Genomic DNA, 23,349 nt, shown 5'->3' with positions numbered 1-23,349 from the left:
GCTTGTCATGGCATTCGCTCGTCAACTCGCAGCCAGTCCATCCGTGGATGCTCGACCGCCCCGTCCATGGGGCGGACGGTCGTCTCGCAAATCACCATGACTCACCTTTCGAGCATTAGTGTTAACTGTCGCTTTAAAAGCATACGGAGATTTTCGCTATAAGTGGCTTATTCACTATCTCGAATGTGCAAAACGTATTGAGGGAGTCGAACCCTCTCTACGTTTTCTAAGAAGCTGATTTACGCTGGTTTTTGGTTGAATAACATAAAAAGAAACAGAGTATTGTTACACCTTACGGTATTTCTTTATTTAGTGGAAAGATTAAATGATACCCACCTTCTTAGCACTGATTATCCATATGTTGATTTATCCGTAACACGCAGATGCTTAGCCCTTTAGAGGGCGGGTTTTATTAGAAGTGCGGGTAACACACTATTAACTGTTTCTTGAGTTTGGAGTTTAAATGACACGAAGCGAATTGGTAGAAGAAGTTCTATTTATGGCTGAAAATATAACTCAGAACTTCGAACCAGTTGATGGTAGCTGTTTATATATGAGTGCAATGTTAGCTGCAATGATGAATGATCACTTGCCTGTCGAGATTAGATTTGTGACGGGAAGTTTGTCAGTGGCTGATTCCAAGATATTTGATCATCACCCAATTAAACCAACACTAAATCAAAAGACTGGTGTAATCGGACAATGGGACGGTCACGCTTGGGTGGAGGTTGATGATTTAATCATTGATTTATCGCTATTTCGAACAGTTTTTTCAAAAGCCGCTTCACCCCGTATTCAAAGCCTTTTTGAGGCTAGGTTTGATCGTGGTACTGCCTACTTAATTGGGCAAAAACATAAATTAATCGAAATGGGCGTTGAATACACTCCATTTGAGCGATTGTCTGACGATGATGCGACTATTTTTATACAAAACGCTGTTAGACTGAGTCTAATAAACAGTTAACTGTTCAAGAGCGATTCGCAACACATGGCATTTTTACGATGTGTTGTGTTTAGTGTTTAGTGTTTAAGGTGGTATACAGGAGCTTTGGTATTGCGTGGCTCACATCTTAACAGGGCGTTAGGTTACTAGGAAATGTCGAGCATGGATGTTATTAAGTTTAAGTTATCTAAGAAATTTATATTAGTTGCTCTATTTTCATTGGTATCTTTTGGGATCTATTCTTCCTTAGACTTAGGATCACGGCTTGGAAATTTTAATTCCATTATGGAGCAAAGCCTTTCTGCGAGTAAATTAGATCAATATCAAACTGAAAATGTAGCAATTCTCAACGCCCGCATTCAGCTTTTAGAAACACAATTAGAGGCTCAGACCAGATATAAAACTATGATTGAAAAAATAGAGGATCGTGTTTGGGTGATTTGTGGTTTATTTCAATTTATATTTTTGCTACTTGTTTATAAGTGTTTTATTTACAAAGAAAAAACGTAAACTAACAAGAAAATAAACGCTCTGACTAAGAGAAAGATCTGACAGGCATAGATGTTTGGGGATTAATAACTGGTACTGTGGCGACAGAAGTTCACCTTCCCCCTGCGAAGTTGCTGAAGAGCGTTGAAGACTCTTTATTAAAAGGATAGCGCGTGACGCAGAGAGGACGTCTGCGTAGCTTTCGGGGGAAGTGACGCCCCATCGGAAGCGTTAGCGATTTTCGAATAAGTACGAAGCCACTCACTAATGCATGTCACTTCGCTAGGGTGAGTGCTGCATAGCAGCGTTACGAACGAGAGCCGCGGATGGCGAACTGGCAGTTAGACATGGACGTTGTTCGGCAAAGGAGCATCCAAGGGCGAAGGACAGCGCGCGATAAGGGATATCGAGCTGGCTATTTAACATGGATGTTTTTGATAGGACGAGTAGTTCTCCTTGGTCGACTCTTTATTAAAAATCAGGGTGAAGCCCCACGACTTTTTAACTAAAGCATTCAAACGTAGTTTGGAAAGTTTTAAAGTCTCACTTTGGTGCCAATCAACTAAGTTTGAGTTGCAAAAATCTATTATGATCTCCGCGCTATAACAACTTATCTTGCTATAAGGATTACCGTGTCTCAGCCATTGGAAGAACCTAAGTTAGAAACTGCACAAATTTGCCCTTTGTGCCAAGGCGCGAATCAATGTGCTGTGATTTTAGGTAAGGGTATTGAGGATTGTTGGTGCGCTCTGCAAACATTTCCACCTTTGGCCGCCTTGCAAGCGCAAGCATCAGATTCGCCGCTAGGGGTCATCAACCATATTTTACCGTCTGCCGATGCGTGTATTTGCCAAGCTTGTTTAATCCAACCTAAGCAGGGGTTAAGTCTGGGGCAGCTTGCAGAGCAGGATGAAAAAAGCCCATCGAGTGTGAGCGACGGGCTAGGTTATGAGGTGAAATAGCGGGCTATTAGTTTATGGTGTAATCCATTTGCACGCTAGTTTGTGCTTCCACGGCTATACCATTTTCAAACTTGGGTGCGTAACGCCATTTATTTAAGGTTTCAATACTCTCTTTTTCAAATAAAGCACCACCCTTAGAGGCTAAAATTTCAGGATTTTTCACGAACCCATGTTCATCGACAGTAAATTTAAGCTGAACCCAGCCACTTTTACGTTGCTTAGCATAGGACATTGGATAGTCTGGTACGATACGGAAAATAGGTTGTTGTTCCTGTGCGTCGGCCCAAGGACGCATTTTGCCGATAGCAATACAGTGGGCGGTGGACTCGTCACGCTTTCCTTGGCGCTCATAGAGTTCGACTAAATAAGCGTGGGCACTTAAGGCATAGGGATGGCTAAAGTTAAGGGCTTCAAACTGCTTCACGACTTCTAAAAGCAATGGCATCGCCTTGTCATCATGCTTTTCTGCATACTCAACTGCACCCACCACATAGGTTGCCTTGACTCTGTCTATGGCGTTCTCTGGTAAAATCTCTTTATAAATATCATAGGCATCGAAGGCATAGCGTCTTACGCTTTTGGTGTATAGCTCTGTATTTGATAAACGGTTGAAGGCGGCCATTTTTACATCAGCGAGCAGTTTCTTTTTATCGGATTTTTCAGCAATTGCGATAGCAGTAAGCAAATCATTTTTTGCATCTTTGGCTTCAACGGCGGTTTGTGCAGCACCCAGTAAGGGGTCGATAAGCTCAAGCGCTTCTTTGCCATAATGAACTTTATAGTTTGCAAGAGCGAGCTGATACAATTCATTCGCCTTCGCCGTTTTTGGCAGATTCTTTTCTGCAAATGGGTAAGGGGAGACTTGCTTTTCTATCGTCGCGGCCCAGTTCATGGCGAGGTTAGCTAAGTCGACGCTGTCTTTGGCATATTGAGCTTCGCCGAGTAGATAAGCGGTTTTTGCGCTTGCTTCAATATTTGCAGCATCGCCTTTTTCTACGGCGGCTTGATAGTCACTATAGGCTTTGGCAAAGCTATTTTCTGAGGCATGCACGCTAAGAGAAGTGCCTAAAGTGAGGGCAAGAAGACAGGCAATTGGCAGCATTTTTCCGTGTGACATTCTATATATCCTTATTATTGATGAATTTAGATGATACATAGGTGTACATTTTGAGGCAAGTTAGTTTGGCTTTTGTTAATGATGCTTGTGGTGAATGCAGATAACTGAGCACTGAGAACTGAGATTGAAAATAAGCGAGCCCAGCTGAAACTGAGTTCGCTTATTTATCAGTGCCTTGTCGCTTTATAAGTCGCAATCACTTAGCTGTGAAAGTCACGGCGAACTGTCCAAGCGCGCCGTATTCAAATTTGCAGACCTGTGCCAATGGCAGATCGAGGACGCCAGCGTAAGAGCCTGTGATCACATATTGCCCTTGAGTTAAGCCAATGCCTTGGGCGGATAAAAAGTTAACTAACCAGTAGAGTCCCGCCTTAGGGAAACCGTTAGGATGAATGGCGGATTTTTGCAGTGTGTCGCTTTGCTGGTGCTCGCCATTGGCAATATCAACGCTGAGCTCGAAACTGCTGGTCTCTAAACCTTCTTGCGGATTTAGCACTGGCCCTAACCACAGTCCTTGATTGACTAAGCCATCGGCGAGGGCATCAAAATGCGTCGCTTCACTGGGTGTGTGGTAGCGGCTTTTGATCAATTCTAGCGCTAAACGAATGTTACCTAAGGCCTCGTCGATTTCAGCCTCTGTGTAAGGCGTGCTTCTTGGCGGTAAATCGCGAGCAATCTCGAAGGCGAGTTCGGGTTCGACTCGGGCCAGGCCTTTAGTCGATGGATAGAGCGGGCAAGTGGTCGATTGTTGATACACATCATCTTGATAAATAGGCGCTACGACGGTTTTTTCCGCCGTGGGTAATAGGCATTTCCACGCCGCGATAGGATTGTTATCGCTTGCCTTAAATATTTCTGCTACAGCTTGTTGAATAGCGAAGGCCTGTTCGAAGCTGGTTGGCCTTAGTTCTGGGATCAGTAAATCGCCGCTCGTGCCTGCTGCGCGTCGCTCGGCTAATTCTTTGGCTGCGGTATTAATATGTGTTTTAACTTGTTCGATCGTGGCGGTAGATAACATTAACTTTCCTATTTAAAGCGTTAGCTTAAAAAGAAGTGGCCTAGAGTGTGTGTGGCAGAAGCCATTTTTATGGGCCAAATATACTCGGTTATTGGCAACGCGGGAAATGCCAATGTTGGCTTTCGGGGTAAATCTGCTGCAGTTGAATCAAGAGTGCGGCCAATATTCCAATTATCGTAAGATGCTGAAACTTGCCTCATATAAGTGTTAGCTAAAGTATCCAAGCTAACGCGAATGTTTCCATGATGATCCGCTAGATATTGTGTTAGCTCAGTGCCAGAATGGCTGTCCATTTTGCGGTTTCTACTGGACTCCTTCGTGAATCTTAGCCATAACGCCCCTCAGGCAAATAATCATGCTCAACTCGGGCTCCTGTTCATCTCAGTTGCGGTTTTATTTTGGGGCATGTTACCGATAGCATTAAAGCTCTCTGCGGCCTTTATTGATCCCGTAACTCTTACTTGGTTTCGTTTTCTGGTCGCGCTTTTAGTCAGCATAGTGATCCAATGGAGCGCAGGTAGTCTTAAGCAATTTGCAGCACTCGATGCCAAAGTTTGGTTAAGGTTAGTGCTTGCTGGCATCTTCTTGATGCTCAATTATGTGTCTTTTGTTTACTCACTCGATTACCTCGCACCCGGCGCCGCCCAACTTAATTTCCAGACTTCACCCTTTTTCCTCGCGTTTGGTGGTGTGTTGTTTTTTAAGGAACGGCTTAATGCAGTGCAACTCAGCTGTTTTGCAACCTTAGCTTTAGGTATGTTGATGTTTTTCCATCCTAATTTAAATTTTTCAGGGGCTAATAATCATCAGGTTTGGATTGGGGTGATGATCATCCAGTTCTCAGCACTGTCGTGGACTAGCTATGCCTTATTGCAAAAATCCTTACTGAATCGTTTGTCGCCCGCGAACGTGCTCTTAGTGATCTATGGCTTAGGTATTTTCGTAATGGCTCCCTTTAGCGACTTTAGTCAGTTTGTCCGTATGGACAGCTTCGATTGGCAGATAGCACTGTTTTGCGCCGCCAATACCTTGATCGCCTATGGCTGTTTTGGCCAGTCGATGAAGTATTGGCCGACGGCGCAGGTCAGTGCCATGTTGGCCCTAACGCCAGTATTTAGCTTTAGTGCCACGGCGTTAGTGGTGAGTCTTGGCTGGTGGCCAGAAGTATTTCGCGCTGATGAATTAGATGGTTTATCTCTGCTGGGGATTGGCGTGATTATTGTCTCTGTGATGGTGGTGCAATTGCTGCCTATGTACCGTAATCGTCAGGCGAAGCGTTTGCAGGCTGTCTAACGCAGACATTTTATCTATGGGAAAGGCCAGTGATCACTAGACTCAGCGAGTTAAAACTTCAGGATATCCGTGGCGTCATCTTCGATCTCGACGGCACCTTAGCGCATTCTAATCCCGATTTTGCTGGGCTGCGGCGGGAGTTGGGGATTCATTCTGGTACGGATATCTTGGCCTATGTCGAGAGTCTTAGTACTGATGAAGCACGGGCTAAGGTGTTAGACATTGTCCATGAGTACGAAAGACAAAGTTCACTCAAGGCCAGTTGGATTGATGGCGCGAGGGAGCTTATCGAATGCCTACGGGCCAAGTCACTGCCCTTGGCTATTTTGACTCGCAATATGCCAGAAGCGGCGCAAATCACTATCGATAAACTCGGCATAGATATCGCACTGGTATTAACGCGCTACGATGCCGAGCCTAAACCTCACCCGCAGGGTATCCACTTGATTTGCGAGCAATGGCAGTTGAGTCCGGCGGATATCTTGTATGTGGGCGATTATCTGTTTGATCTGCAAACTGCGCGCAATGCGGGTAGTCACTGCGCCCTCTATTGCCCTGAAACTATTCCCGATTATGCCCAAGCGGCTGATTTACTGGTCTCTTGCTACCACAGCCTGATTAAAGCATGGCCTAAATAATTTATTCCTATGCGGTTAACCTGTTTAGCCGCATATATCTCAATTAACTTCTGTGACTACTTAGGTAATTGCTTACAAAGGTCATCAAATAGTGCAAAACTTTCTGTTAGCACCGTCTGTAATTGATCTTCGTTATAGCACCATGGGGAGTTTGGTACATTCCAGTCTTTGTCCCAGTCAATCTCTTCACCTCGTGCTAACCGCTCCGCCACGGCAATCTCTTGATAAGAACCGCCACCGATGCGCTTATCTTCACGCCATAGGTTGAAACGAAAGCGAACCCACTGCTGCATCTCCATCATAAGCGTCATATGAGGGTAGGCGAACTTTTTCGCATTTAGCATGAAATATCCCCCCTCGCTTGTATAAAAACGAATCGGATATGGAAACTGGGCAACCAGTGCTTGTTGACGCTCGGACGGCACCTTAGGATTAAAATCGCCAGGAAGTTTAGGAAAGCGTGCCAACATAGAGGCATAGCGTTCGGCAAAATTGACCTCTGTAGCTATCGTTATCACAGGTTGTGACACTTCACTTAGGATAAAATTGTGTTGTTGCTCAGTTAACATATCGTCATCCATCTTGACTGTTTATGGTGTTATTTTCATGGTAGCTAAAGGTTAATATCCAATTTTTCAATTGATTAAAAATGTTAGGTCAATATCAAAATCGCTTTTGTCGCTACGGCCTAGCTAAGAGTCAAAAGATATTTAGCGGTTACTTTGTGTATCCAGCTTATCTTGTTTAAGCCCAAGCCGAATACTGTCGAGTAATGCCACTAACCAGCAGAGCAAAAAGCCATAGAGCAGCTCATTGGCATTGGCAATTGTGGTCTGGGTTTGTTGGGTGATTTCGGCAGAAATCACGCCGATATCAAGCGGTAAGGTGCCGTTTTGAATATCTAAGGCGATCACTTGTGCCACTTGATAGATTTGCATGAGCAACAGCACAAGACTCACGACCGCTAAGCTAAAAAATACCAGTGCCGAGCGTTTATGTTTTAGGTAAAAATGGCCGCTGCCGGGGGCGACAAAGGCGGATAACAGGCCGGCGTTAAAGGCTTTTTTCATCGAAATACACTAGATGCGTTGCTAAAGACTAAGTCGACACTAATTGACATGTTGGCTTAACTGCAAGTTAATTTGCCATTGCGACTAACATTCCAATAAAGCCCGCAAACAGAGTGCAACCGACAAGTACCATGATTAATAATGTTTTATCTTTGTGGTATGACTTAGCGAGTTCAGGCAGTGCCGAGGTAAATGGGGAAGTTATCAGTGCTAAAAAATCCATTTTATATCCTTAAGCTAGGCATTCTTGTACTGACTATATCAGCTTGAAATATCAACTGGCCAGTGTGCTTTGAGCTAGTGCGATGTTAAGACAACAAAAAAGGAGCCTAGGCTCCTTTTTTAGTCTCTAGCTTAAGCTAGATTAGTCTTCACGTGGTTTACGTGGCTTACGCTCACCGGCAGGTTTGTCTGCACGAGGTTTGCGGTCAGCAAATGGCTTATCACCAGTAGACGCAGCGCGAGGCTTACGATCACCCGCTGGGCGGTCACCTGTTGGACGATCGCCACGTGGTTTACGGTCACCAGCAGGACGGTCTGAACGAGCACTGCGGCCTGAATCAACAAATACTTGATCGCCAGCTTCGCGGATGTTCAATGGCTTGCCACAAACACGTACTTTACGTAGGTGCTGTAACACGTCTTTTGGCATGCCGTCTGGCAGGTCAACAGTGGTCACTGCATCGTAAAGTTGGATTGCGCCAATGTAACGGCTGTCGATGTTAGCTTCGTTCGCGATAGCGCCAACGATGTTACCCACACCTACACCATTCTCACGACCTACGTCGATCACGTAACGGCACATTTTTAAATCTGGGTTGTCTTTCAACGCTTCAGCTGAGCCTAAGCTGGCTGGCATTGGACGCGGTTCGCGACTTCTGCGTTCACCACGCTCACCACCACGGTCATTACGATCACTTCCGCGGTCGCTACGTTCAGTGCGCTCACTGCGTTCATCACGAACACGTTCTTGAATGGCTGGCAATTGCAAAGGACGTTCTTGCTGAACTTGCTGTAATAATGCAGCGGCTAGCAGATCGGTATCGACTTCTAACTGTTGGCATAATTGAGCAACAGCTTCTTTCATGAAATCTAAATCGCCGTTGATTGTTTCAGCCAATTGCTCACCTAAGCGAGACAGACGACGTTCTGCAACTGTCTCTGGGCTTGGGATTTTCATTGGTGAAATGCGGCTGTTAGTTGAACGTTCGATAGTGCGCAGCATGCGCATTTCACGGCTAGTTACAAACAGGATCGCCATACCAGTACGGCCAGCACGGCCTGTACGACCAATACGGTGTACATAAGCTTCGGCATCATACGGAATATCGTAGTTCACAACGTGACCGATACGCTCAACGTCAAGACCACGGGCCGCAACGTCAGTCGCGATCAGAATGTCTAACTTGCCACGTTTCAGTTGGTCAACTGCACGCTCACGGGCTTGCTGGTTCATGTCACCGTGTAGTGGTGATGAAGCATAACCGCGGGCTTCTAACTTCTCAGCTAACTCAACACATGAGTTACGAGTACGGACGAATATGATTACACCTTCAGTGTTTTCAACTTCTAATACACGTACTAAGGCTTCAAGTTTGTTGTGTTGTGATACTTGTACGAAACGCTGTTCGATTGACTCAACCGTAGTTTGGCTTGATTCGATACGAACATGTACAGGATTACGTAAGTGCTGGTTAGCAACACGCTTAATTTGCTCTGGCATAGTGGCAGAGAATAACGCCAGTTGGCGTTCGCTTGGCGTGTGCTCAAGGATCCATTCGATATCATCGATGAAGCCCATTTTTAACATTTCATCGGCTTCATCTAGCACTAAAGCTTGTAATGAGTCGAGTTTCAAGGTGCCGCGACGCATATGGTCCATAACACGACCTGGCGTACCAACGATAACTTGTGGGCCGCGTTTCAGGGCATTCAACTGTTGTTGCATGCTTTGGCCGCCATAAATTGGAAGAACGTGGAAATTCTTCATAAATTTGGCATAGCTACTGAACGCTTCGGCAACCTGCACGGCTAATTCACGTGTTGGTGCTAATACTAAAATTTGCGGTGTCGTTTGGCTGGTAACTTTGTTTAATAGTGGTAACGCGAAGGCGCCAGTTTTACCTGTACCTGTTTGCGCTTGACCTAAAATATCTTTGCCAGCCATAAGTGGATCGATACTGGCTGATTGGATTGGCGTTGGTTTTTCATAACCTAGCTCGTCAAGAGCACGCAACAAATTCTCGGATAGGCCGAGTTCACGGAAAGTTCTTTCATCGGATGACATTGGGTTGTAGCCTTGTGGATGCGCGCGCGAAATGGCGCTAAAGTTTCACAGACAGAAAATCAACCCCGTGTCGATTTCCCGCGAACGACGGATTATAGCAGCATGGCGGCCACTTTACCAATCAGAGTCACGCTATTTAACCTGTTTTCTGCATTTTTTTCGCTAAAACTGAGCAAGAAACGCGCCACTTCCCATTAATTCTTTAAATATTCAACATTTAATTGAAGTAACTCGAATGCTGACTCTGTCACTGCCGCAAGAAAAGTGATGTCGATTGTCGCGACGGTATCCTCTGGTGTGTGATATTGGGGATGGGTCGGCACACCAAAATACAGCCAAGGGATATTCGCTTTGTGGAAGGGGTAATGATCCGACGCCCGCAGCCAATCGGTACTTTGTATGCTTCGACCAACGGGTTTAGGGTGCGTGAGTTTAATGCAAAGTCGGTTCTGTTGATTCAGTAGGGGTTTAAATTGATTGAACTGAGTGAAGTTTCGACTGCCTTCGAGGTAAATCGCATAGGGCCTGCCGGGGTGACTCACCATATCTAAATTCAACATCAGCTCAAAAGTCGCTTCTGGCAGGCGGGTTTTGAGTTGCTCTACCAAGGCGATACTGCCATAGAGCCCAGGTTCTTCGGCATCGGTTGCCACAAACATCAGGTTTACCTTAGGCAAGGTATTGGGTTGTAGGGCAAATTGCTGTTGCCAATGTTTGGCAATGGCGAGCATAGCGGCGACGCCCGAGGCGTTATCATCGGCGCCGTGGTAAATCTTACTGCCGCTCAACCCTAAGTGATCATAGTGGGCGACGATAATGCGCCATCGATTCGTCGGTTCTCCCGCCATCGCGGTGGCGACCACGTTGGCGCCGGTTTCTTGGGTGAAGAAGGTTTTATATTCAAAGGGCACGATAAAGTCCGCTCCCCAAGGCTGTAAACCTAGCCCCTGAAATTGCTGCTTTATATAGTCACGACTTTTTGCCGCACCTTGGGTTTGGGTTTTGCGGCCTTCAAATTCATCCGAACTTAATACTGTGACTGTCGCTTGTAACTCTGTGGGCTCGGCCCAAGTGAGTTTTAGCTCAGTGCGTGCACAGGTTTCGGTTGAGTTAGCGCAGCCAGTGAGGGTAGTCGCAACAACGCAGGCCAGTGCAAATAAGCCAAGTCTTTGGGATTGATGTCTTATAAGGTGCGTGATCTTGAACTTGGCGAGCAGCTGACCGATACGACTGTGGTTGAATAGAGTCGATGCGCTTAGGTTTATGTCGCTTAGATTTTTACTTAAAAGTGATTGATACTGCCTCGGTAATATAGGGTGAGTCACTGGGGACTGAGTGCTATCACGCATGGACATTCCTTATCGCTGAAGCCTTCGCCAGAAGATGAATATCATCTTTGCCTAAATCCGATTCTAATTCAATGAGATCTATATGTATGCGATAGCTTAAGCATATTGGATTGCTGAGCGAAAAAAAGCGCAGTGCTTAGGGCGACTGCGCTTTTATTATTCAGACCAACGGTGGCGTGAGCTGAATGTTAAGCCTTAGCTTTATTGGCCTTTGCCAGCTCGATATCCCGTTTTAGCAGTGGCTTTAAGAAGCGTGCCGTGTGGGAGGTTGGATGCTCGGCGACTTCTTCCGGCGTGCCTGTGGCTAAAATCATACCACCACCACCGCCACCTTCTGGGCCTAAGTCGATAATCCAGTCTGCGGTTTTGATTACATCCAGATTATGCTCAATCACCACAATCGTGTTGCCGTGGGATTTGAGACGATGCAATACGTCGAGCAGCAATTGGATATCGGCAAAATGTAAGCCCGTGGTCGGTTCATCCAAGATATACAAGGTTTGGCCCGTGTCACGTTTAGATAACTCTTTGGCAAGTTTCACCCTTTGGGCTTCGCCGCCTGAAAGAGTGGTCGCACTTTGGCCGAGACGCACATAGGACAAACCTACATCCATCAAGGTCTGTAGCTTACGGGCAATGGCAGGTACGGCATCGAAGAACTGACGCGCATCTTCCACTGTCATCTGCAGTACTTCGTGAATATTCTTGCCTTTATAGCGTACTTCTAAGGTTTCGCGGTTGTAGCGCTTACCTTTACAAGAATCACAGGGCACATACACATCGGGTAGGAAGTGCATTTCTACCTTGATCAAGCCATCGCCTTGGCAGGCCTCGCAGCGTCCACCTTTTACGTTAAAGGAGAAACGGCCGACTTGATAACCGCGAGTACGTGACTCTTGGGTTCCGGCAAAAATCTCGCGGATCGGGGTGAAGATGCCCGTATAAGTGGCAGGGTTAGAGCGCGGTGTGCGGCCAATTGGGCTTTGGTCGATATCGACCACTTTGTCGCACAGTTCCATCCCTTCGATACGGTCATAGGGTGATGGCTCATCCACAGTCGCCCCGTTGAGCATTCTATGGGCGATTTTGAAGAAGGTATCGTTGATTAAGGTTGATTTACCTGAACCCGATACACCCGTCACACAAGTGAATAGGCCAATGGGAATGGTTAAATCCACATTACGCAAGTTGTTACCGCGAGCGCCAAACAACTCAATCACTTGAGTTTTGTCGAATGGAATGCGCGGCGTATCGATATGAATGCTGCGCTTACCGGAAATATACTGGCCAGTGACCGATTCTTCACAGGCGATGATCTTCTCAATTGGACCGTCACAAATCACTTCGCCGCCGTGTACACCTGCGCCTGGGCCGATATCGATCACGTGATCCGCCATGCGGATCGCATCTTCGTCATGCTCAACCACAATCACAGTGTTGCCCAAATCCCGCAGGTGGATCAGGGTTTGCAGCAGACGTTCGTTATCCCTTTGATGCAGACCAATTGAGGGTTCGTCGAGCACATACATCACGCCGACGAGCCCTGCACCGATTTGGCTGGCGAGTCGAATACGTTGGGCTTCACCGCCCGAGAGGGTTTCTGCCGAGCGCGATAGGCTCAAATAATTGAGACCCACGTTGACTAGGAAACCTAAACGATCGCGGATTTCCTTTAAAATCTTCTCGGCAATCTGCGCCTTTTGGCCACTAAACTCGACTTTCTCGAAGTAGTCCAAGGCTTCGCCAATCGACCAAGTGGTGAGTTGTGGCAGGTTGATATCACCTAAAAACACGTTACGGGCTTCTTCGCGCAGACGCGAACCACCACAGCTTTGACAAGCTTGGGTATTGATAAACTTGGCTAATTCGTCACGTACCGAGTTACTTTCGGTTTCGCGATAGCGCCTGTCCATGTTGTTTAGAATGCCTTCGAAGGGGTGATTACGCACCACCACATCACCGCGGTCATTAATGTATTTAAAGGCAATACTTTCTTTACCTGAGCCGTAAAGTACGATTTTGCGGACTTTTTCGCTAAGCTGCTCGTAGGGCACTTCGACATCGAACTTATAGTGTTCGGCGAGTGAGCTGAGCATTTGGAAGTAATAGAAGTTGCGTCTATCCCAGCCGCGAATCGCACCGCCCGCCAGTGAAAGCTCGGTATTGGTGATCACGCGCTCAGGATCGAAAAATTGTTGTACCCCTAAACCATCACAGGTTTGGCACGCGCCGGCTGGATTGTTAAAGGAGAAGATCCTTGGCTCTAATTCCGCCATCGAATAACCGCAGTGCGGGCAGGCAAAGTTGGCCGAGAAGATCAGTTCTTCGCCTTTGGATTTACCAGTACCCGTGTCGTCTTCCATGCTGGCAACGGTCGCTATGCCGCCGGAGAGTTCCAGCGCGGTTTCAAAGGATTCCGCTAAGCGTTGCTTGATATCGTCACGCACTTTAAAACGGTCGACGACCACTTCAATCGTGTGTTTAACGTGTAAGTCTAAGGTTGGCGGATCGGTTAAGTCACACACTTCACCGTCGATACGCGCGCGGATATAACCCTGTGCCGATAGACCTTCGAGCAATTTAACGTGTTCACCCTTACGGGCGTTGACCACAGGTGCGAGCAGCATCAAGCGGCTGTCTTGGGGCATTTCCAACACTTTATCGACCATCTGGCTGACGGTTTGTGCCGCCAAGGGTTGATTATGTGTCGGACAACGCGGCTCACCCACGCGGGCAAACATCAAGCGCAGGTAATCATAAATTTCGGTAATCGTGCCCACGGTCGAACGTGGGTTATGGGAGGTGGATTTTTGCTCTATGGATATCGCCGGGCTTAAGCCTTCGATATGGTCCACATCGGGCTTTTCCATTAAACTCAAAAATTGGCGAGCATAGGCAGATAGGGACTCGACATAACGTCGCTGGCCCTCGGCATATAAAGTATCGAAAGCGAGGGAGGATTTGCCAGATCCCGATAAGCCCGTGATGACAATCAGTTTATCCCTTGGGATAGTCAGGTTGATATTCTTGAGATTGTGGGTGCGTGCGCCGCGTATTTCAATCTTATCCATCTATCGCTCTAATGCCATATGCTTAAAAAAATGAGCACAAGTATCGCACAGTTCCGCCGCTGAGTTTAGTTGATTCTGTGATCTGCACCAATCCTAGGGCTGGCACTGGCTTTAAGTCGACCTGCTTCGCGGGATGTTGTGGATGGAATGGATTAACTAAGATTAATACTGTTGTTGCGCACTGACTCACAGGACAATTGTGAACACTATGTTAGACTCATTCCCCTGTGCCTGAGCGTTAAAAATAAAGATGTTAACTCAGACAAAGTCAATATAGGTCCGTGATTAACGGGATAAAAGCTAAGTGTATAGTCAGTGGTTTAGGCCACTATTTCCTTTTGAGCAAATCCTTTTGGGTGTGGTAACATGCGCCCCTTAAAAGACTTCAATCCAGGGCAAAATCATGGGTAACAACGGACTTTCGGGTACTGAGAAAAAAGTCGCGTTTTCTTTAGCCAGTGTATTTGGTTTGCGCATGATGGGCTTGTTTATGATCATGCCCGTCTTTGCACTTTATGGTCAGCATCTCGAAGGCTTTTCGCCTCTGTGGGTGGGTATTGCTATCGGCGCTTATGGCCTGACTCAAGCCGTGCTGCAAATCCCCATGGGGATTTTATCTGACAAATATGGTCGTAAGCCGATTATTCTCGGTGGCTTAGTGTTGTTTGCTATTGGTAGTGTTATCGCTGCTAACGCAGATACGATTTATGGCGTTGTCTTTGGTCGAGCAGTACAGGGTATGGGCGCGATTGCCGCTGCCGTGTTGGCGCTGGCCGCGGATTTAACCCGCGACGAACAGCGTACTAAGGTCATGGCGATTATTGGTATGTGTATCGGCGGCTCTTTTGCGCTGTCCTTACTGGTCGGGCCGATTGTGGCACAACATGTGGGCTTATCAGGCCTGTTCTTCCTCACGGCGATTCTCGCTGTGACGGGCATGTTGATCGTGCAATTTTTAGTACCGAATCCGATTTCCCACGCGCCTAAGGGCGACACCTTGGCCACGCCTGCCAGACTCAAGCGTATGTTGACCGATCCCCAGCTGTTTAGACTCGATGCGGGGATCTTTATTCTGCATTTAGTGTTAACCGCAGTATTCGTAGCCTTGCCGCTGGATCTGGTGGATGCGGGGCTCGTGAAAGAAAAACACTGGATGCTGTATTTCCCCGCTTTTGTGGGCGCGTTTTTCCTGATGGTGCCGTTAATTATCATTGGGGTTAAACGTAAGAATACTAAAGCTATGTTCCAAATCGCCTTAGTGATCATGATAGTGGCGCTGTTGGCGATGGCTTTATTCTCTAACAACTTATGGGTGTTGAGTTTTGCCGTGGTGCTGTTTTTCACTGGCTTTAACTATTTAGAAGCTTCATTGCCCAGTTTGATTGCCAAATTTTGCCCCGTCGGTGAAAAAGGCTCGGCCATGGGTGTGTATTCCACTAGCCAGTTTTTAGGGGCCTTTTGTGGTGGTATGCTCGGTGGCGGTGCTTTCCAGCTTGTGGGCGCGGTCGGGGTGTTTATTGTTGCTGTGATCTTAATGTCTATCTGGTTATTCCTGACATTGGGCATGGAAAATCCCGTGCTGTTAAAGAGTTACACCTTAGAAGCCGAAGTCAAAGACAAGGCGCAAGCGCGGGATATGGCGGCTCAGTTATCACAGCTCATGGGCGTCGTCGAAGCGATCGTCGTGCTTGATGAAAAAGTTGCTTATCTTAAGGTCGACGAGCATTTCGATTTAAGAGAAGCACGAGCTGTGTTAGGCTCTGCTCAATAATATCTGGGTCCGCCGTGTGGTATTTGGGGAAGCTGATTTTCCTCTATGGCGACACTGATAAACAACATACTGAATTAATAGATTATTTAAAGAATCGCAGGAGATTTCAATGGCCAGTCGTGGTGTTAACAAGGTAATTTTGGTTGGCAATTTGGGACAAGATCCAGAAGTGCGTTATATGCCAAACGGTAATGCAGTCGCTAACATCACAGTTGCGACCAGCGAATCGTGGAAAGACCAACAGGGTCAACAGCAAGAGCGTACTGAATGGCACCGTGTGGTTCTGTTCGGCAAATTAGCTGAAATTACAGGTGAATACCTGCGTAAAGGTTCACAGGTTTACCTCGAAGGTAAACTGCAAACCCGTAAGTGGAAAGACCAAAGCGGTCAAGACCGTTACAGCACTGAAGTGGTTATCGACCAAAGCGGTAGCATGCAAATGCTAGGTAGCCGTGGTCAAGGTGGCCAAGCACAAGGCGCGCCAATGGGCGGCGGCATGCCACAAAACGCAGGTTACCAATCTGCACCGCAACAAGCGGCACCAGCGCAAAATCAATATGCGCCAGCGCCTCAAGCTGCACCTGCTTACCAAGCGCCAGCTCAGCAACAATATGCTGCGCCAGCACCTGCTCAGCAGCAATATGGACAGCAACAAGCTCAACCACAACAAGGTGGTTATGCGCCTAAGCCACAAGCCGCTCCAGCGCCAGCTTATCAAGCGCCAGCCGCACCGGCACAACGTCCAGCACCACAACCACAGCAAAACTTCACTCCAGATTTGGATGATGGCTGGGATGACGATATTCCGTTTTAATTTAGAACGTATCGAAGTGTAAAGACGGTATCGTCTTAAATGAACAAAGCCACGCGAGTCGTGGCTTTGTTGTTTCTGGTCTTTTGTTTTTAGTCTTTATGCTGTGAAGCTGTGGGCGAGGTCGTTAAACCCCTCATCTCGCTTATTCACATTAGCGATAAGCTTGAGATAAAACTTAGAACGTGTAATCGAAGTTATAACGCATGCCCAGCATGATCTGGTCATTGGTTTCGCGGTATTCAAAATCTGTTTTTTGATATTCGATGAAGGTGCTGAATTGCGGTGTTTTATGCCACTCCAGCGTAGTGTTATAGGCGTTGTATTTAGCAGAGGTGATGTCATTGCCACCATCGTCGTATCTGGACACGCCCAGCTTGATTTTATAGCTGTCAGTGATGGGGTAGCTGGCGACCACATCGAGTGTTGAGCCATCCAATGTGGTTCCATCAATGTCGTCTTTTTCAATGTTTTGATAGGCAGCCGCTAGGTACAAGTCATTGAAACTTTTTGCTAGGGTGACGCCGACAGTGTTCTCATCTTTGCCGTCGTCTAACTCTTTGTTATAAAAAGCCGCGGCTATATAGATTAGGTCGGTTTTATAACGGATACCCGCGTTAACGAAGTCACTGCCGCCACTGCCTTTGTTGCCATCGAATTGTGCATCGGCCGAAAATAACAGGTCGCCAAATTCTTTACGATAGGTCACTAAGTTATTGAGTCTGAAGGGGCTCGCACTGTCATAGGCGAGTGGGGTTCCTGAGCGGTTAAAGATGTCGACGGGATCGGAAATGATCTCCTGAGTGACGGCTTGTTTACCTATGGCAACACTACCAAAAAATCCCTTTAATCCGACATAAGCTTTACGCGCATCGCCAAAGTCGCCGTCATCTTTGATATCGACCTTAAATTCCCCTTTCGCAAACCCGACTAAGCCATTGCCAAGTTGGTGTTCTGCGGCAAAGCCAATTCGCGAGTTCGCATCGCCCACATCCCACACATCGTCCGAGTTAGTGTGGGTCAGGCCGAAAGTCGGGCGTAAAGAACCATAAAAATTAAACTGAGTATCCGATAAAACCGATGCCTCTTTTTCTTGGGCTTCGAGCATGGCGAGTCTTTGCTGAATTTGTTGTAATTCAGTGCGTAACTCGTCATTGGTTGCAGCGGTATCATTGGCTTGAACAGCAAAGATAGGTGTGGCAAAGCTCAGCACAAGCACGGCTGATGTTAGTTTGAACTGCTTCATTTATGTTTCCTTACATAACAACTACTAGCGTGCCGTTAATGGATTTTGTTGCCGATGGAACAGTACTGCTAGTAGTAAGGATCTGCACTTGTGATAGTGCTCAAGGAGGCGTCTCGCTCAGAGGCAAGGCGTCGCATATCTGCAGCGGGCAGATATGATTTGCCCGCTGGTTGGGAAAGGTGTTGCCCTAAAACCCCGCTAATGCAGCGGAACTTTAGGTTAAGGAAAACTAGAGTATGCTTGCGGCCATTTTGCGGCGCAGGTAAGCAATTTGCTGCATGTGCGGCAAATTTTTAGGGCAGTTATCTTGGCAGCCGAGTAGCGTCATACAGCCGAAGACGCCGTCTTGATTGCCAATCACATGGTAGAAATCATCCGCGCTGCGGCTGTCTCTGCTATCCATTTCGAAGCGGGCAATTTTCATCATGCCAACCGCGCCGACAAAGGTGTCACGCATTTGTTTGGTGGCGCAGGCCGACACACAAACCCCACATTCGACGCAGCGTTCTAGCTCATAGATCCGCGCGGCTTCTTCAGGTGCCATTGGATTTTCGAGGCGATGAATGTCCTGATCATCGGGTTTAGGATGCAGCCAGAGTTTTAAGCGTTCGGCTAATTCGCGCATAAATTTGCCCGTATTCACCGACAAATCGCCAATCAGTTCGAAGCCGGGCAGTGGCATTAGGGTTATTTCGCCATTGGGATAATTCGCCGTTAACGTGCGACAGGCCAATGTGGGGAAACCATTGATTACCATGGCGCAACTGCCACAGATGCCCGCGCGGCAGACAAAGTCAAACTGCAGTGAGGGATCTTGTTGTTCACGCAGTTGATTCAAGGCGATAAACACTGTCATGCCCGGTGTTTCAGTCAACTGATAACGTTCCATCTTTGGCTTGTCTTGGCCATCTTGCGGATCGTAGCGGAAGATATTAAAGCTGATTTGACGGCTCATAGTGGTTTATTCCCTACCGGTTGGGCTGGAGTGATCGCTAAGGTATCGCTGAGGCGTCCATTGGGAGCCTGCAGATGACTTGGCAGCTCGTATGGCATCAGGGCTCGCTGCAGTGTGTTTCTATCGGGATCGTCACCTAAGCGCGCGAGCACTTGATTGATTTCTTGTACGCGTTTTTCGGTATCAGGATGGGCGATAGTGTTATCGTTACCGTAGCCTCGATATCCCGGTGGTAGCTCCATTTTCATCACATCTAACGCTTCATAACGCAGTACAGGTTCCAGTGACTCGGCATCTGGCCAAGTTGCCAGTGTGCGGTTAAGCCAATCTTTATCGTTGCGTTGTGGGTAATCTTCCCGTGAATGGGCGCCGCGGCTTTCAGTGCGAGCCTCTGCGCCACAGGCGACGGTGAGGGCCACTTTCAACATACGGGTGACGCGTAGTGCTTCGACTAACTCAGGATTAGCGTGACGTTTTTTACATTTAAGACCGAGATTTTTTGCCCGCAGCAGTAAGTCTTTCAAGCCTTTGATGGCTTTATCTAACTCGGGTCCATTACGGAAGATCCCGACGTAGTTCATCATGATGCGTTGCATTTCTTTCTTTATTTGGAAGGGATTTTCTGTGCCGTTGCCTTCGACCAGCCCATCGATTTCTTGCTGTAACTTATCGATGAATTTTTGAGTCAGCGCAGTATCAATTTCTAAATCGTTATTCTCACAAAAATCAGCCACATATTTGCCGATGATCATGCCGCCGACCACAGTTTCTGCCACCGAATTACCGCCTAAACGGTTAAAGCCGTGCATGTCCCAACAGGCCGCTTCTCCGACGCTGAACAGCCCCTTGAGTTGTGGACTCTCGCCGGTGGCATTGGTGCGTACGCCGCCCATAGAGTAATGCTGGGTAGGGCGGACGGGGATCCAATCTTTGCAAGGATCGATACCAAGGAAGTAATCACAAATCTCTTTCACTTCGCGCAGGTTAGTTTCGATATGTTCACGGCCCAGCTGCGTAATATCCAGCCACAGATGTGGACCATAAGGGCTTTCGACGCCATTGCCTTTGCGCATGTGTTCTGTCATGCGGCGTGAAACCACATCACGAGAGGCGAGTTCTTTTTTCTCGGGTTCGTAATCTGGCATAAAGCGATGGCCGTTTTTATCACGCAGGATACCGCCATCACCACGACACCCTTCAGTGGTAAGGATCCCCGCAGGCACTATGGCGGTAGGGTGAAACTGCACCGCTTCCATATTGCCTAAGGTGGCGACACCAGTATCGAGTGCTAACGCTTGGCCTATGCCTTCGCAGATGGTGGCATTGGTCGATATTTCATAAATCTTGCCATAACCGCCGGTGGCGATAGTGGTGGATTTGGCCACATAAGCGCGCAGTTCACCTGTGACTAAGCAGCGGGCTATCACCCCATGGCAGCGCTTGCCGTCATGGATCAGCGACAGGGCTTCAATCCTTTCATGTACAGGAATGCCCATAGAAATGGCTTGGTTATCGACGGCATACAGTAAAGAGTGGCCAGTGCCGTCGGCGGTGTAACAGGTTCGCCATTTTTTAGTGCCACCAAAATCGCGGGCATTGATCAGGCCGTGAGCTTCTTCAGCCTCATTGAGCGTTACCCTTTGCGCATTCATGATGACTTCGCGCGGGCCGGCGGAAATCCTTGACCAAGGCACGCCCCAGTTGGTGAGTTCGCGGATCGCTTTCGGTGCAACGTGGGCAAACATGCGGGCGACGTCTTGATCGCAACCCCAGTCAGAACCTTTGACTGTGTCTTGAAAGTGAATGTCTTCGTTATCGCCCATGCCTTTAACGGTATTGCCTAGGCTGGCTTGCATTCCGCCCTGTGCGGCGGCCGAATGTGAACGTTTTGCGGGAATTAACGATAGCACTAAGGTATCTAGGCCTCGCTCTTTGGTGGCAATCGCGACTCTGAGGCCTGCCAATCCTGCGCCAATGACTAATGAGTCTGTATAAATGATTTTCAAATCAGATCCTTATCTAATAATTTAGATAACATTTCATGGATTTATCATTGCGCTCCTCGGGCATAGATGCGCTGCAACTATGTATCAGAGGAGGATCCGTATGTTGTTTGTCTTGCTATACAGGCTAGGATCGCCGATAGCGTCATGCCCATTACTGAGGAATAAACGGTTGTACTGGCAAAACTAATTCGATACCAATATTGATATAGGTCACTAGGCTTAATGTGCCTAAACACAATAAATAGACGATCAATACTTGCGCTATAGTGCGGATAAGTGGACGGTTACTACTCACACCCCACTTTAATATCACTCGGTATAAACCAACGATGCCGTGGAATAACACGATAGGTAAAAACACCACGTATAAGAGCCAAGCGTTATCGTGGTAAACCCGTTCTGCCGAAAGGTGAGGGCCAATATCAGGGTTTAAAATCATAGTGGCAAGATGGGCTGACACTAAGAAAAACAGTAAGAAACCGGTGATCATCTGCCAGAACCATGCTTGGGTATCTCTATGCTTGATAGTCGACATAAAGCCACGCATCGCTCGCCATTGACCTAATTGCACCGGAAAACGACGTAGTGCGGTGGCGGCATGTACTGCAACAATCACGAGCATAATGACTGAAATGATCTGGGTCACTATGGGGAAGCCATGACCCGTCGAGCTAAACATACTGCCTTCTAAGAATTGCACCATGTGAAAGAAGGTTTCTTTACCAAATAAAATGCTCGCCTCGAAATGCATATGAAATAAGAGGAAAATACCTAATATAAGCCCTGTCGCACTTTGTAAGCAGTCTGCTTTAGCCGACCAGGCTTGGCCAAATGGTCCGCCGTTAATGGCGGTAGGAACACGCGTTTTTGCTGACATTAATTCACCTCTTACTCGATTTGCTATGGCGTGAATGTACCTGCATTACGCCAACACAAAGTCTATAGATACAGATTAAAAGAAGAGGGTTAATCCATTTGTAGGCATTAGCCCTGAGAGCACTTAGGGTAAAATTGAGCTACAGCATCATGCCGCCAAACAGGAAGGCCAATGCCACACTGGTGGCAATCGTCACAACGCCAGGGACCAGGAACGGATGGTTAAATACCGCCTTACCAATCCGAGTCGAGCCAGTATCATCCATCTCGACCGCAGCCAGTAGCGTGGGGTAAGTCGGTAATACAAACAGCGCGCTGACGGCGGCGAACGAGGCTACGGCTGTCAATGGACTTACGCCAATCGCCAAGGCTGCGGGCATTAGCGCTTTTGTTGTCGCGCCTTGGGAGTAGAGCAGCATGGAGGCAAAGAATAAGGTTACCGATAATAACCAAGGCTGACTTTGCAGTAAGGTGCCAGCTAAATCTTTGATTTCCTCAATATGATTCGACACTAAGGTATCGCCTAACCAAGCCACACCTAACACACAAACACAGGCGGACATGCCTGATTTAAAGGTGGCCGCATTGGAGATTTCACTTGCGTCTAACTTACAGAAAATCGTAATAGCGGCAGCTGCCGTGAGCATCAGCACCATAATGGCGGCGTCGCGTGGCAATACAGGGTCAACAATCAAACCGACTTTGTCAGATATCGCAGTGGCATAGGCCATGACAGCCGCAATCGCCAGCAAGAAAATCATCACAGATCGTTTCGCGCCGGCTTTAATTTCGATTTGAGTTGTACCGCGTGTTTTGACTAAACCTTTGGCTAAGCGTTCTTGATAGACAGGATCATCGGCCAGTTCTTTGCCCATTAAGTTGGCAACAACGGCTCCGACCATGCAGGCGAGAAAAGTTGAGGGAATACAAACGGCTAACAGTACTAAATAATCTACGCCAAACGGCTCTAAGATGCCTGAGAAGAACACGACAGCCGCTGAAATCGGTGAGGCGGTAATGGCGACTTGAGATGCGACAACGGCAATAGATAAGGGACGAGAGGGGCGAATGCCTTGCTCTTTTGCGACTTCGGCAATAACAGGTAAGGTGGAGAATGCTGTGTGGCCTGTACCCGCAAAAAGTGTCATGAAATAGGTGACGACAGGGGCCAGAAAGGTGATTTGTTTTGGATGCTTACGTAATAATTTTTCTGCCAGTGAGACTAAATAATCCATCCCTCCAGACACTTGCATGGCCGCAATCGCGGTGATAACTGACATAATGATGAGGATCACGTCAATCGGGATATTGCCCGGTTTGAGTCCCATCCCCGCGGTCAGTATCAGTACCCCGACACCGCCAGCGAAGCCGACTCCCATGCTACCCATCCTTGCACCAAGGTAAATAGCCCCGAGGACGATAATTATCTCTAATATAATCATAGTGT

At 47.5% G+C, this 23,349-nt stretch carries 20 protein-coding genes; 7 read left to right on the top strand and 13 right to left on the bottom strand.

From position 1 onward, the window contains the following. Positions 1–463 precede the first annotated feature (463 nt). From L5M37_RS12850 to L5M37_RS12840, 3 genes are all read left to right on the top strand, one after another. Positions 464–964, top strand: a complete 501-nt coding sequence (locus L5M37_RS12850; protein ID WP_263200684.1) for a hypothetical protein — start codon at positions 464–466, stop codon at positions 962–964. A gap of 141 nt (positions 965–1,105) precedes the next feature. After that, positions 1,106–1,453, top strand: a complete 348-nt coding sequence (locus tag L5M37_RS12845) for a hypothetical protein (RefSeq protein ID WP_173496474.1) — start codon at positions 1,106–1,108, stop codon at positions 1,451–1,453. A 611-nt stretch (positions 1,454–2,064) separates the two neighbouring features. Further along, positions 2,065–2,394 (top strand): cysteine-rich CWC family protein, encoded by a 330-nt coding sequence (locus L5M37_RS12840; protein WP_263200683.1) that lies wholly within the window; start codon positions 2,065–2,067, stop codon positions 2,392–2,394. A 7-nt stretch (positions 2,395–2,401) separates the two neighbouring features. On the opposite strand, the gene L5M37_RS12835 is transcribed toward L5M37_RS12840, so the two are convergent. Continuing rightward, entirely contained in the window at positions 2,402–3,511 is a 1,110-nt protein-coding gene (locus L5M37_RS12835; protein WP_263200682.1) for an energy transducer TonB, read from the bottom strand. Between the two features lie 196 nt (positions 3,512–3,707). After that, on the bottom strand, positions 3,708–4,529 hold the full coding sequence (locus L5M37_RS12830) for a hydratase (protein ID WP_263200680.1): 822 nt from the start codon (positions 4,527–4,529) through the stop codon (positions 3,708–3,710). Positions 4,530–4,847: 318 nt separating this feature from the next. On the opposite strand from L5M37_RS12830, the gene L5M37_RS12825 reads away from it, so the two are divergent. Both L5M37_RS12825 and L5M37_RS12820 read left to right on the top strand, forming a co-directional pair. Beyond that, a complete protein-coding gene (locus L5M37_RS12825; protein ID WP_113940039.1) occupies positions 4,848–5,822 on the top strand; it encodes a DMT family transporter in 975 nt (324 codons plus the stop codon). Between the two features lie 29 nt (positions 5,823–5,851). Next, entirely contained in the window at positions 5,852–6,460 is a 609-nt protein-coding gene (locus L5M37_RS12820) for an HAD family hydrolase (RefSeq protein WP_263200678.1), read from the top strand. Between the two features lie 56 nt (positions 6,461–6,516). On the opposite strand, the gene L5M37_RS12815 is transcribed toward L5M37_RS12820, so the two are convergent. The 6 genes from L5M37_RS12815 to uvrA form a co-directional block, all read right to left on the bottom strand. Continuing rightward, positions 6,517–7,029, bottom strand: coding sequence for a hypothetical protein (locus L5M37_RS12815; RefSeq protein WP_263200676.1), 513 nt, complete (start codon positions 7,027–7,029; stop codon positions 6,517–6,519). 141 nt (positions 7,030–7,170) lie between these two features. After that, positions 7,171–7,530 (bottom strand): hypothetical protein, encoded by a 360-nt coding sequence (locus L5M37_RS12810; RefSeq protein WP_198573411.1) that lies wholly within the window; start codon positions 7,528–7,530, stop codon positions 7,171–7,173. 67 nt (positions 7,531–7,597) lie between these two features. Then, the gene (locus L5M37_RS12805) at positions 7,598–7,753 is read right to left on the bottom strand and encodes a hypothetical protein (RefSeq protein WP_212600098.1); all 156 of its coding nucleotides are present in this window, start codon (positions 7,751–7,753) and stop codon (positions 7,598–7,600) included. A 141-nt stretch (positions 7,754–7,894) separates the two neighbouring features. Beyond that, the gene (locus tag L5M37_RS12800) at positions 7,895–9,817 is read right to left on the bottom strand and encodes a DEAD/DEAH box helicase (protein WP_011847889.1); all 1,923 of its coding nucleotides are present in this window, start codon (positions 9,815–9,817) and stop codon (positions 7,895–7,897) included. Positions 9,818–10,011: 194 nt separating this feature from the next. Continuing rightward, complete coding sequence (locus tag L5M37_RS12795) at positions 10,012–11,166, bottom strand: M28 family peptidase (protein WP_263200675.1); 1,155 nt, start codon at positions 11,164–11,166, stop codon at positions 10,012–10,014. 188 nt (positions 11,167–11,354) lie between these two features. Further along, the gene (gene uvrA, locus L5M37_RS12790; protein ID WP_219253675.1) at positions 11,355–14,237 is read right to left on the bottom strand and encodes an excinuclease ABC subunit UvrA; all 2,883 of its coding nucleotides are present in this window, start codon (positions 14,235–14,237) and stop codon (positions 11,355–11,357) included. Positions 14,238–14,640: 403 nt separating this feature from the next. On the opposite strand from uvrA, the gene L5M37_RS12785 reads away from it, so the two are divergent. Both L5M37_RS12785 and ssb read left to right on the top strand, forming a co-directional pair. Next, on the top strand, positions 14,641–16,008 hold the full coding sequence (locus L5M37_RS12785) for an MFS transporter (protein ID WP_263200673.1): 1,368 nt from the start codon (positions 14,641–14,643) through the stop codon (positions 16,006–16,008). 109 nt (positions 16,009–16,117) lie between these two features. Then, a complete protein-coding gene (gene ssb / locus L5M37_RS12780; protein ID WP_006083192.1) occupies positions 16,118–16,822 on the top strand; it encodes a single-stranded DNA-binding protein in 705 nt (234 codons plus the stop codon). A gap of 175 nt (positions 16,823–16,997) precedes the next feature. Here ssb and L5M37_RS12775 read toward each other — a convergent pair whose 3' ends face one another. From L5M37_RS12775 to L5M37_RS12755, 5 genes are all read right to left on the bottom strand, one after another. Then, positions 16,998–18,065, bottom strand: a complete 1,068-nt coding sequence (locus L5M37_RS12775; RefSeq protein ID WP_107402683.1) for a porin — start codon at positions 18,063–18,065, stop codon at positions 16,998–17,000. A 229-nt stretch (positions 18,066–18,294) separates the two neighbouring features. Beyond that, on the bottom strand, positions 18,295–19,020 hold the full coding sequence (locus L5M37_RS12770) for a fumarate reductase iron-sulfur subunit (protein ID WP_107402682.1): 726 nt from the start codon (positions 19,018–19,020) through the stop codon (positions 18,295–18,297). Beyond that, on the bottom strand, positions 19,017–21,026 hold the full coding sequence (locus L5M37_RS12765; RefSeq protein ID WP_263200671.1) for a fumarate reductase flavoprotein subunit: 2,010 nt from the start codon (positions 21,024–21,026) through the stop codon (positions 19,017–19,019). Before L5M37_RS12765 ends, L5M37_RS12770 begins: the two co-directional genes overlap by 4 nt. Positions 21,027–21,177: 151 nt before the next feature. After that, the gene (locus tag L5M37_RS12760) at positions 21,178–21,903 is read right to left on the bottom strand and encodes a fumarate reductase cytochrome b subunit (RefSeq protein WP_113940029.1); all 726 of its coding nucleotides are present in this window, start codon (positions 21,901–21,903) and stop codon (positions 21,178–21,180) included. 139 nt (positions 21,904–22,042) lie between these two features. Then, positions 22,043–23,344: an anaerobic C4-dicarboxylate transporter gene (locus L5M37_RS12755; RefSeq protein WP_113940028.1), complete on the bottom strand. Its 1,302-nt coding sequence runs from the start codon at positions 23,342–23,344 to the stop codon at positions 22,043–22,045. Between the last annotated feature and the right edge of the window lie 5 nt (positions 23,345–23,349).

It is taken from the genome of Shewanella sp. SM69 (genome assembly GCF_025653985.1).
Taxonomy (GTDB): Bacteria; Pseudomonadota; Gammaproteobacteria; order Enterobacterales; family Shewanellaceae; genus Shewanella; species Shewanella oncorhynchi.
Note: the sequence above shows the minus strand (reverse complement) of the source record. Positions and strands in the feature narration are given on the sequence as shown.

Coding starts and splice junctions, on each gene's coding strand:
- L5M37_RS12835 (WP_263200682.1), bottom strand. CDS start 3,511: ATGTCACACGGAAAAATGCTGCCAATTGCCTGTCTTCTTGCCCTCACT.
- L5M37_RS12800 (WP_011847889.1), bottom strand. CDS start 9,817: ATGTCATCCGATGAAAGAACTTTCCGTGAACTCGGCCTATCCGAGAAT.
- ssb (WP_006083192.1), top strand. CDS start 16,118: ATGGCCAGTCGTGGTGTTAACAAGGTAATTTTGGTTGGCAATTTGGGA.
- L5M37_RS12795 (WP_263200675.1), bottom strand. CDS start 11,166: ATGCGTGATAGCACTCAGTCCCCAGTGACTCACCCTATATTACCGAGG.
- L5M37_RS12785 (WP_263200673.1), top strand. CDS start 14,641: ATGGGTAACAACGGACTTTCGGGTACTGAGAAAAAAGTCGCGTTTTCT.
- L5M37_RS12775 (WP_107402683.1), bottom strand. CDS start 18,065: ATGAAGCAGTTCAAACTAACATCAGCCGTGCTTGTGCTGAGCTTTGCC.
- L5M37_RS12850 (WP_263200684.1), top strand. CDS start 464: ATGACACGAAGCGAATTGGTAGAAGAAGTTCTATTTATGGCTGAAAAT.
- L5M37_RS12810 (WP_198573411.1), bottom strand. CDS start 7,530: ATGAAAAAAGCCTTTAACGCCGGCCTGTTATCCGCCTTTGTCGCCCCC.
- L5M37_RS12770 (WP_107402682.1), bottom strand. CDS start 19,020: ATGAGCCGTCAAATCAGCTTTAATATCTTCCGCTACGATCCGCAAGAT.
- L5M37_RS12755 (WP_113940028.1), bottom strand. CDS start 23,344: ATGATTATATTAGAGATAATTATCGTCCTCGGGGCTATTTACCTTGGT.
- L5M37_RS12760 (WP_113940029.1), bottom strand. CDS start 21,903: ATGTCAGCAAAAACGCGTGTTCCTACCGCCATTAACGGCGGACCATTT.
- L5M37_RS12805 (WP_212600098.1), bottom strand. CDS start 7,753: ATGGATTTTTTAGCACTGATAACTTCCCCATTTACCTCGGCACTGCCT.
- L5M37_RS12815 (WP_263200676.1), bottom strand. CDS start 7,029: ATGTTAACTGAGCAACAACACAATTTTATCCTAAGTGAAGTGTCACAA.
- L5M37_RS12845 (WP_173496474.1), top strand. CDS start 1,106: ATGGATGTTATTAAGTTTAAGTTATCTAAGAAATTTATATTAGTTGCT.
- L5M37_RS12830 (WP_263200680.1), bottom strand. CDS start 4,529: ATGTTATCTACCGCCACGATCGAACAAGTTAAAACACATATTAATACC.
- uvrA (WP_219253675.1), bottom strand. CDS start 14,237: ATGGATAAGATTGAAATACGCGGCGCACGCACCCACAATCTCAAGAAT.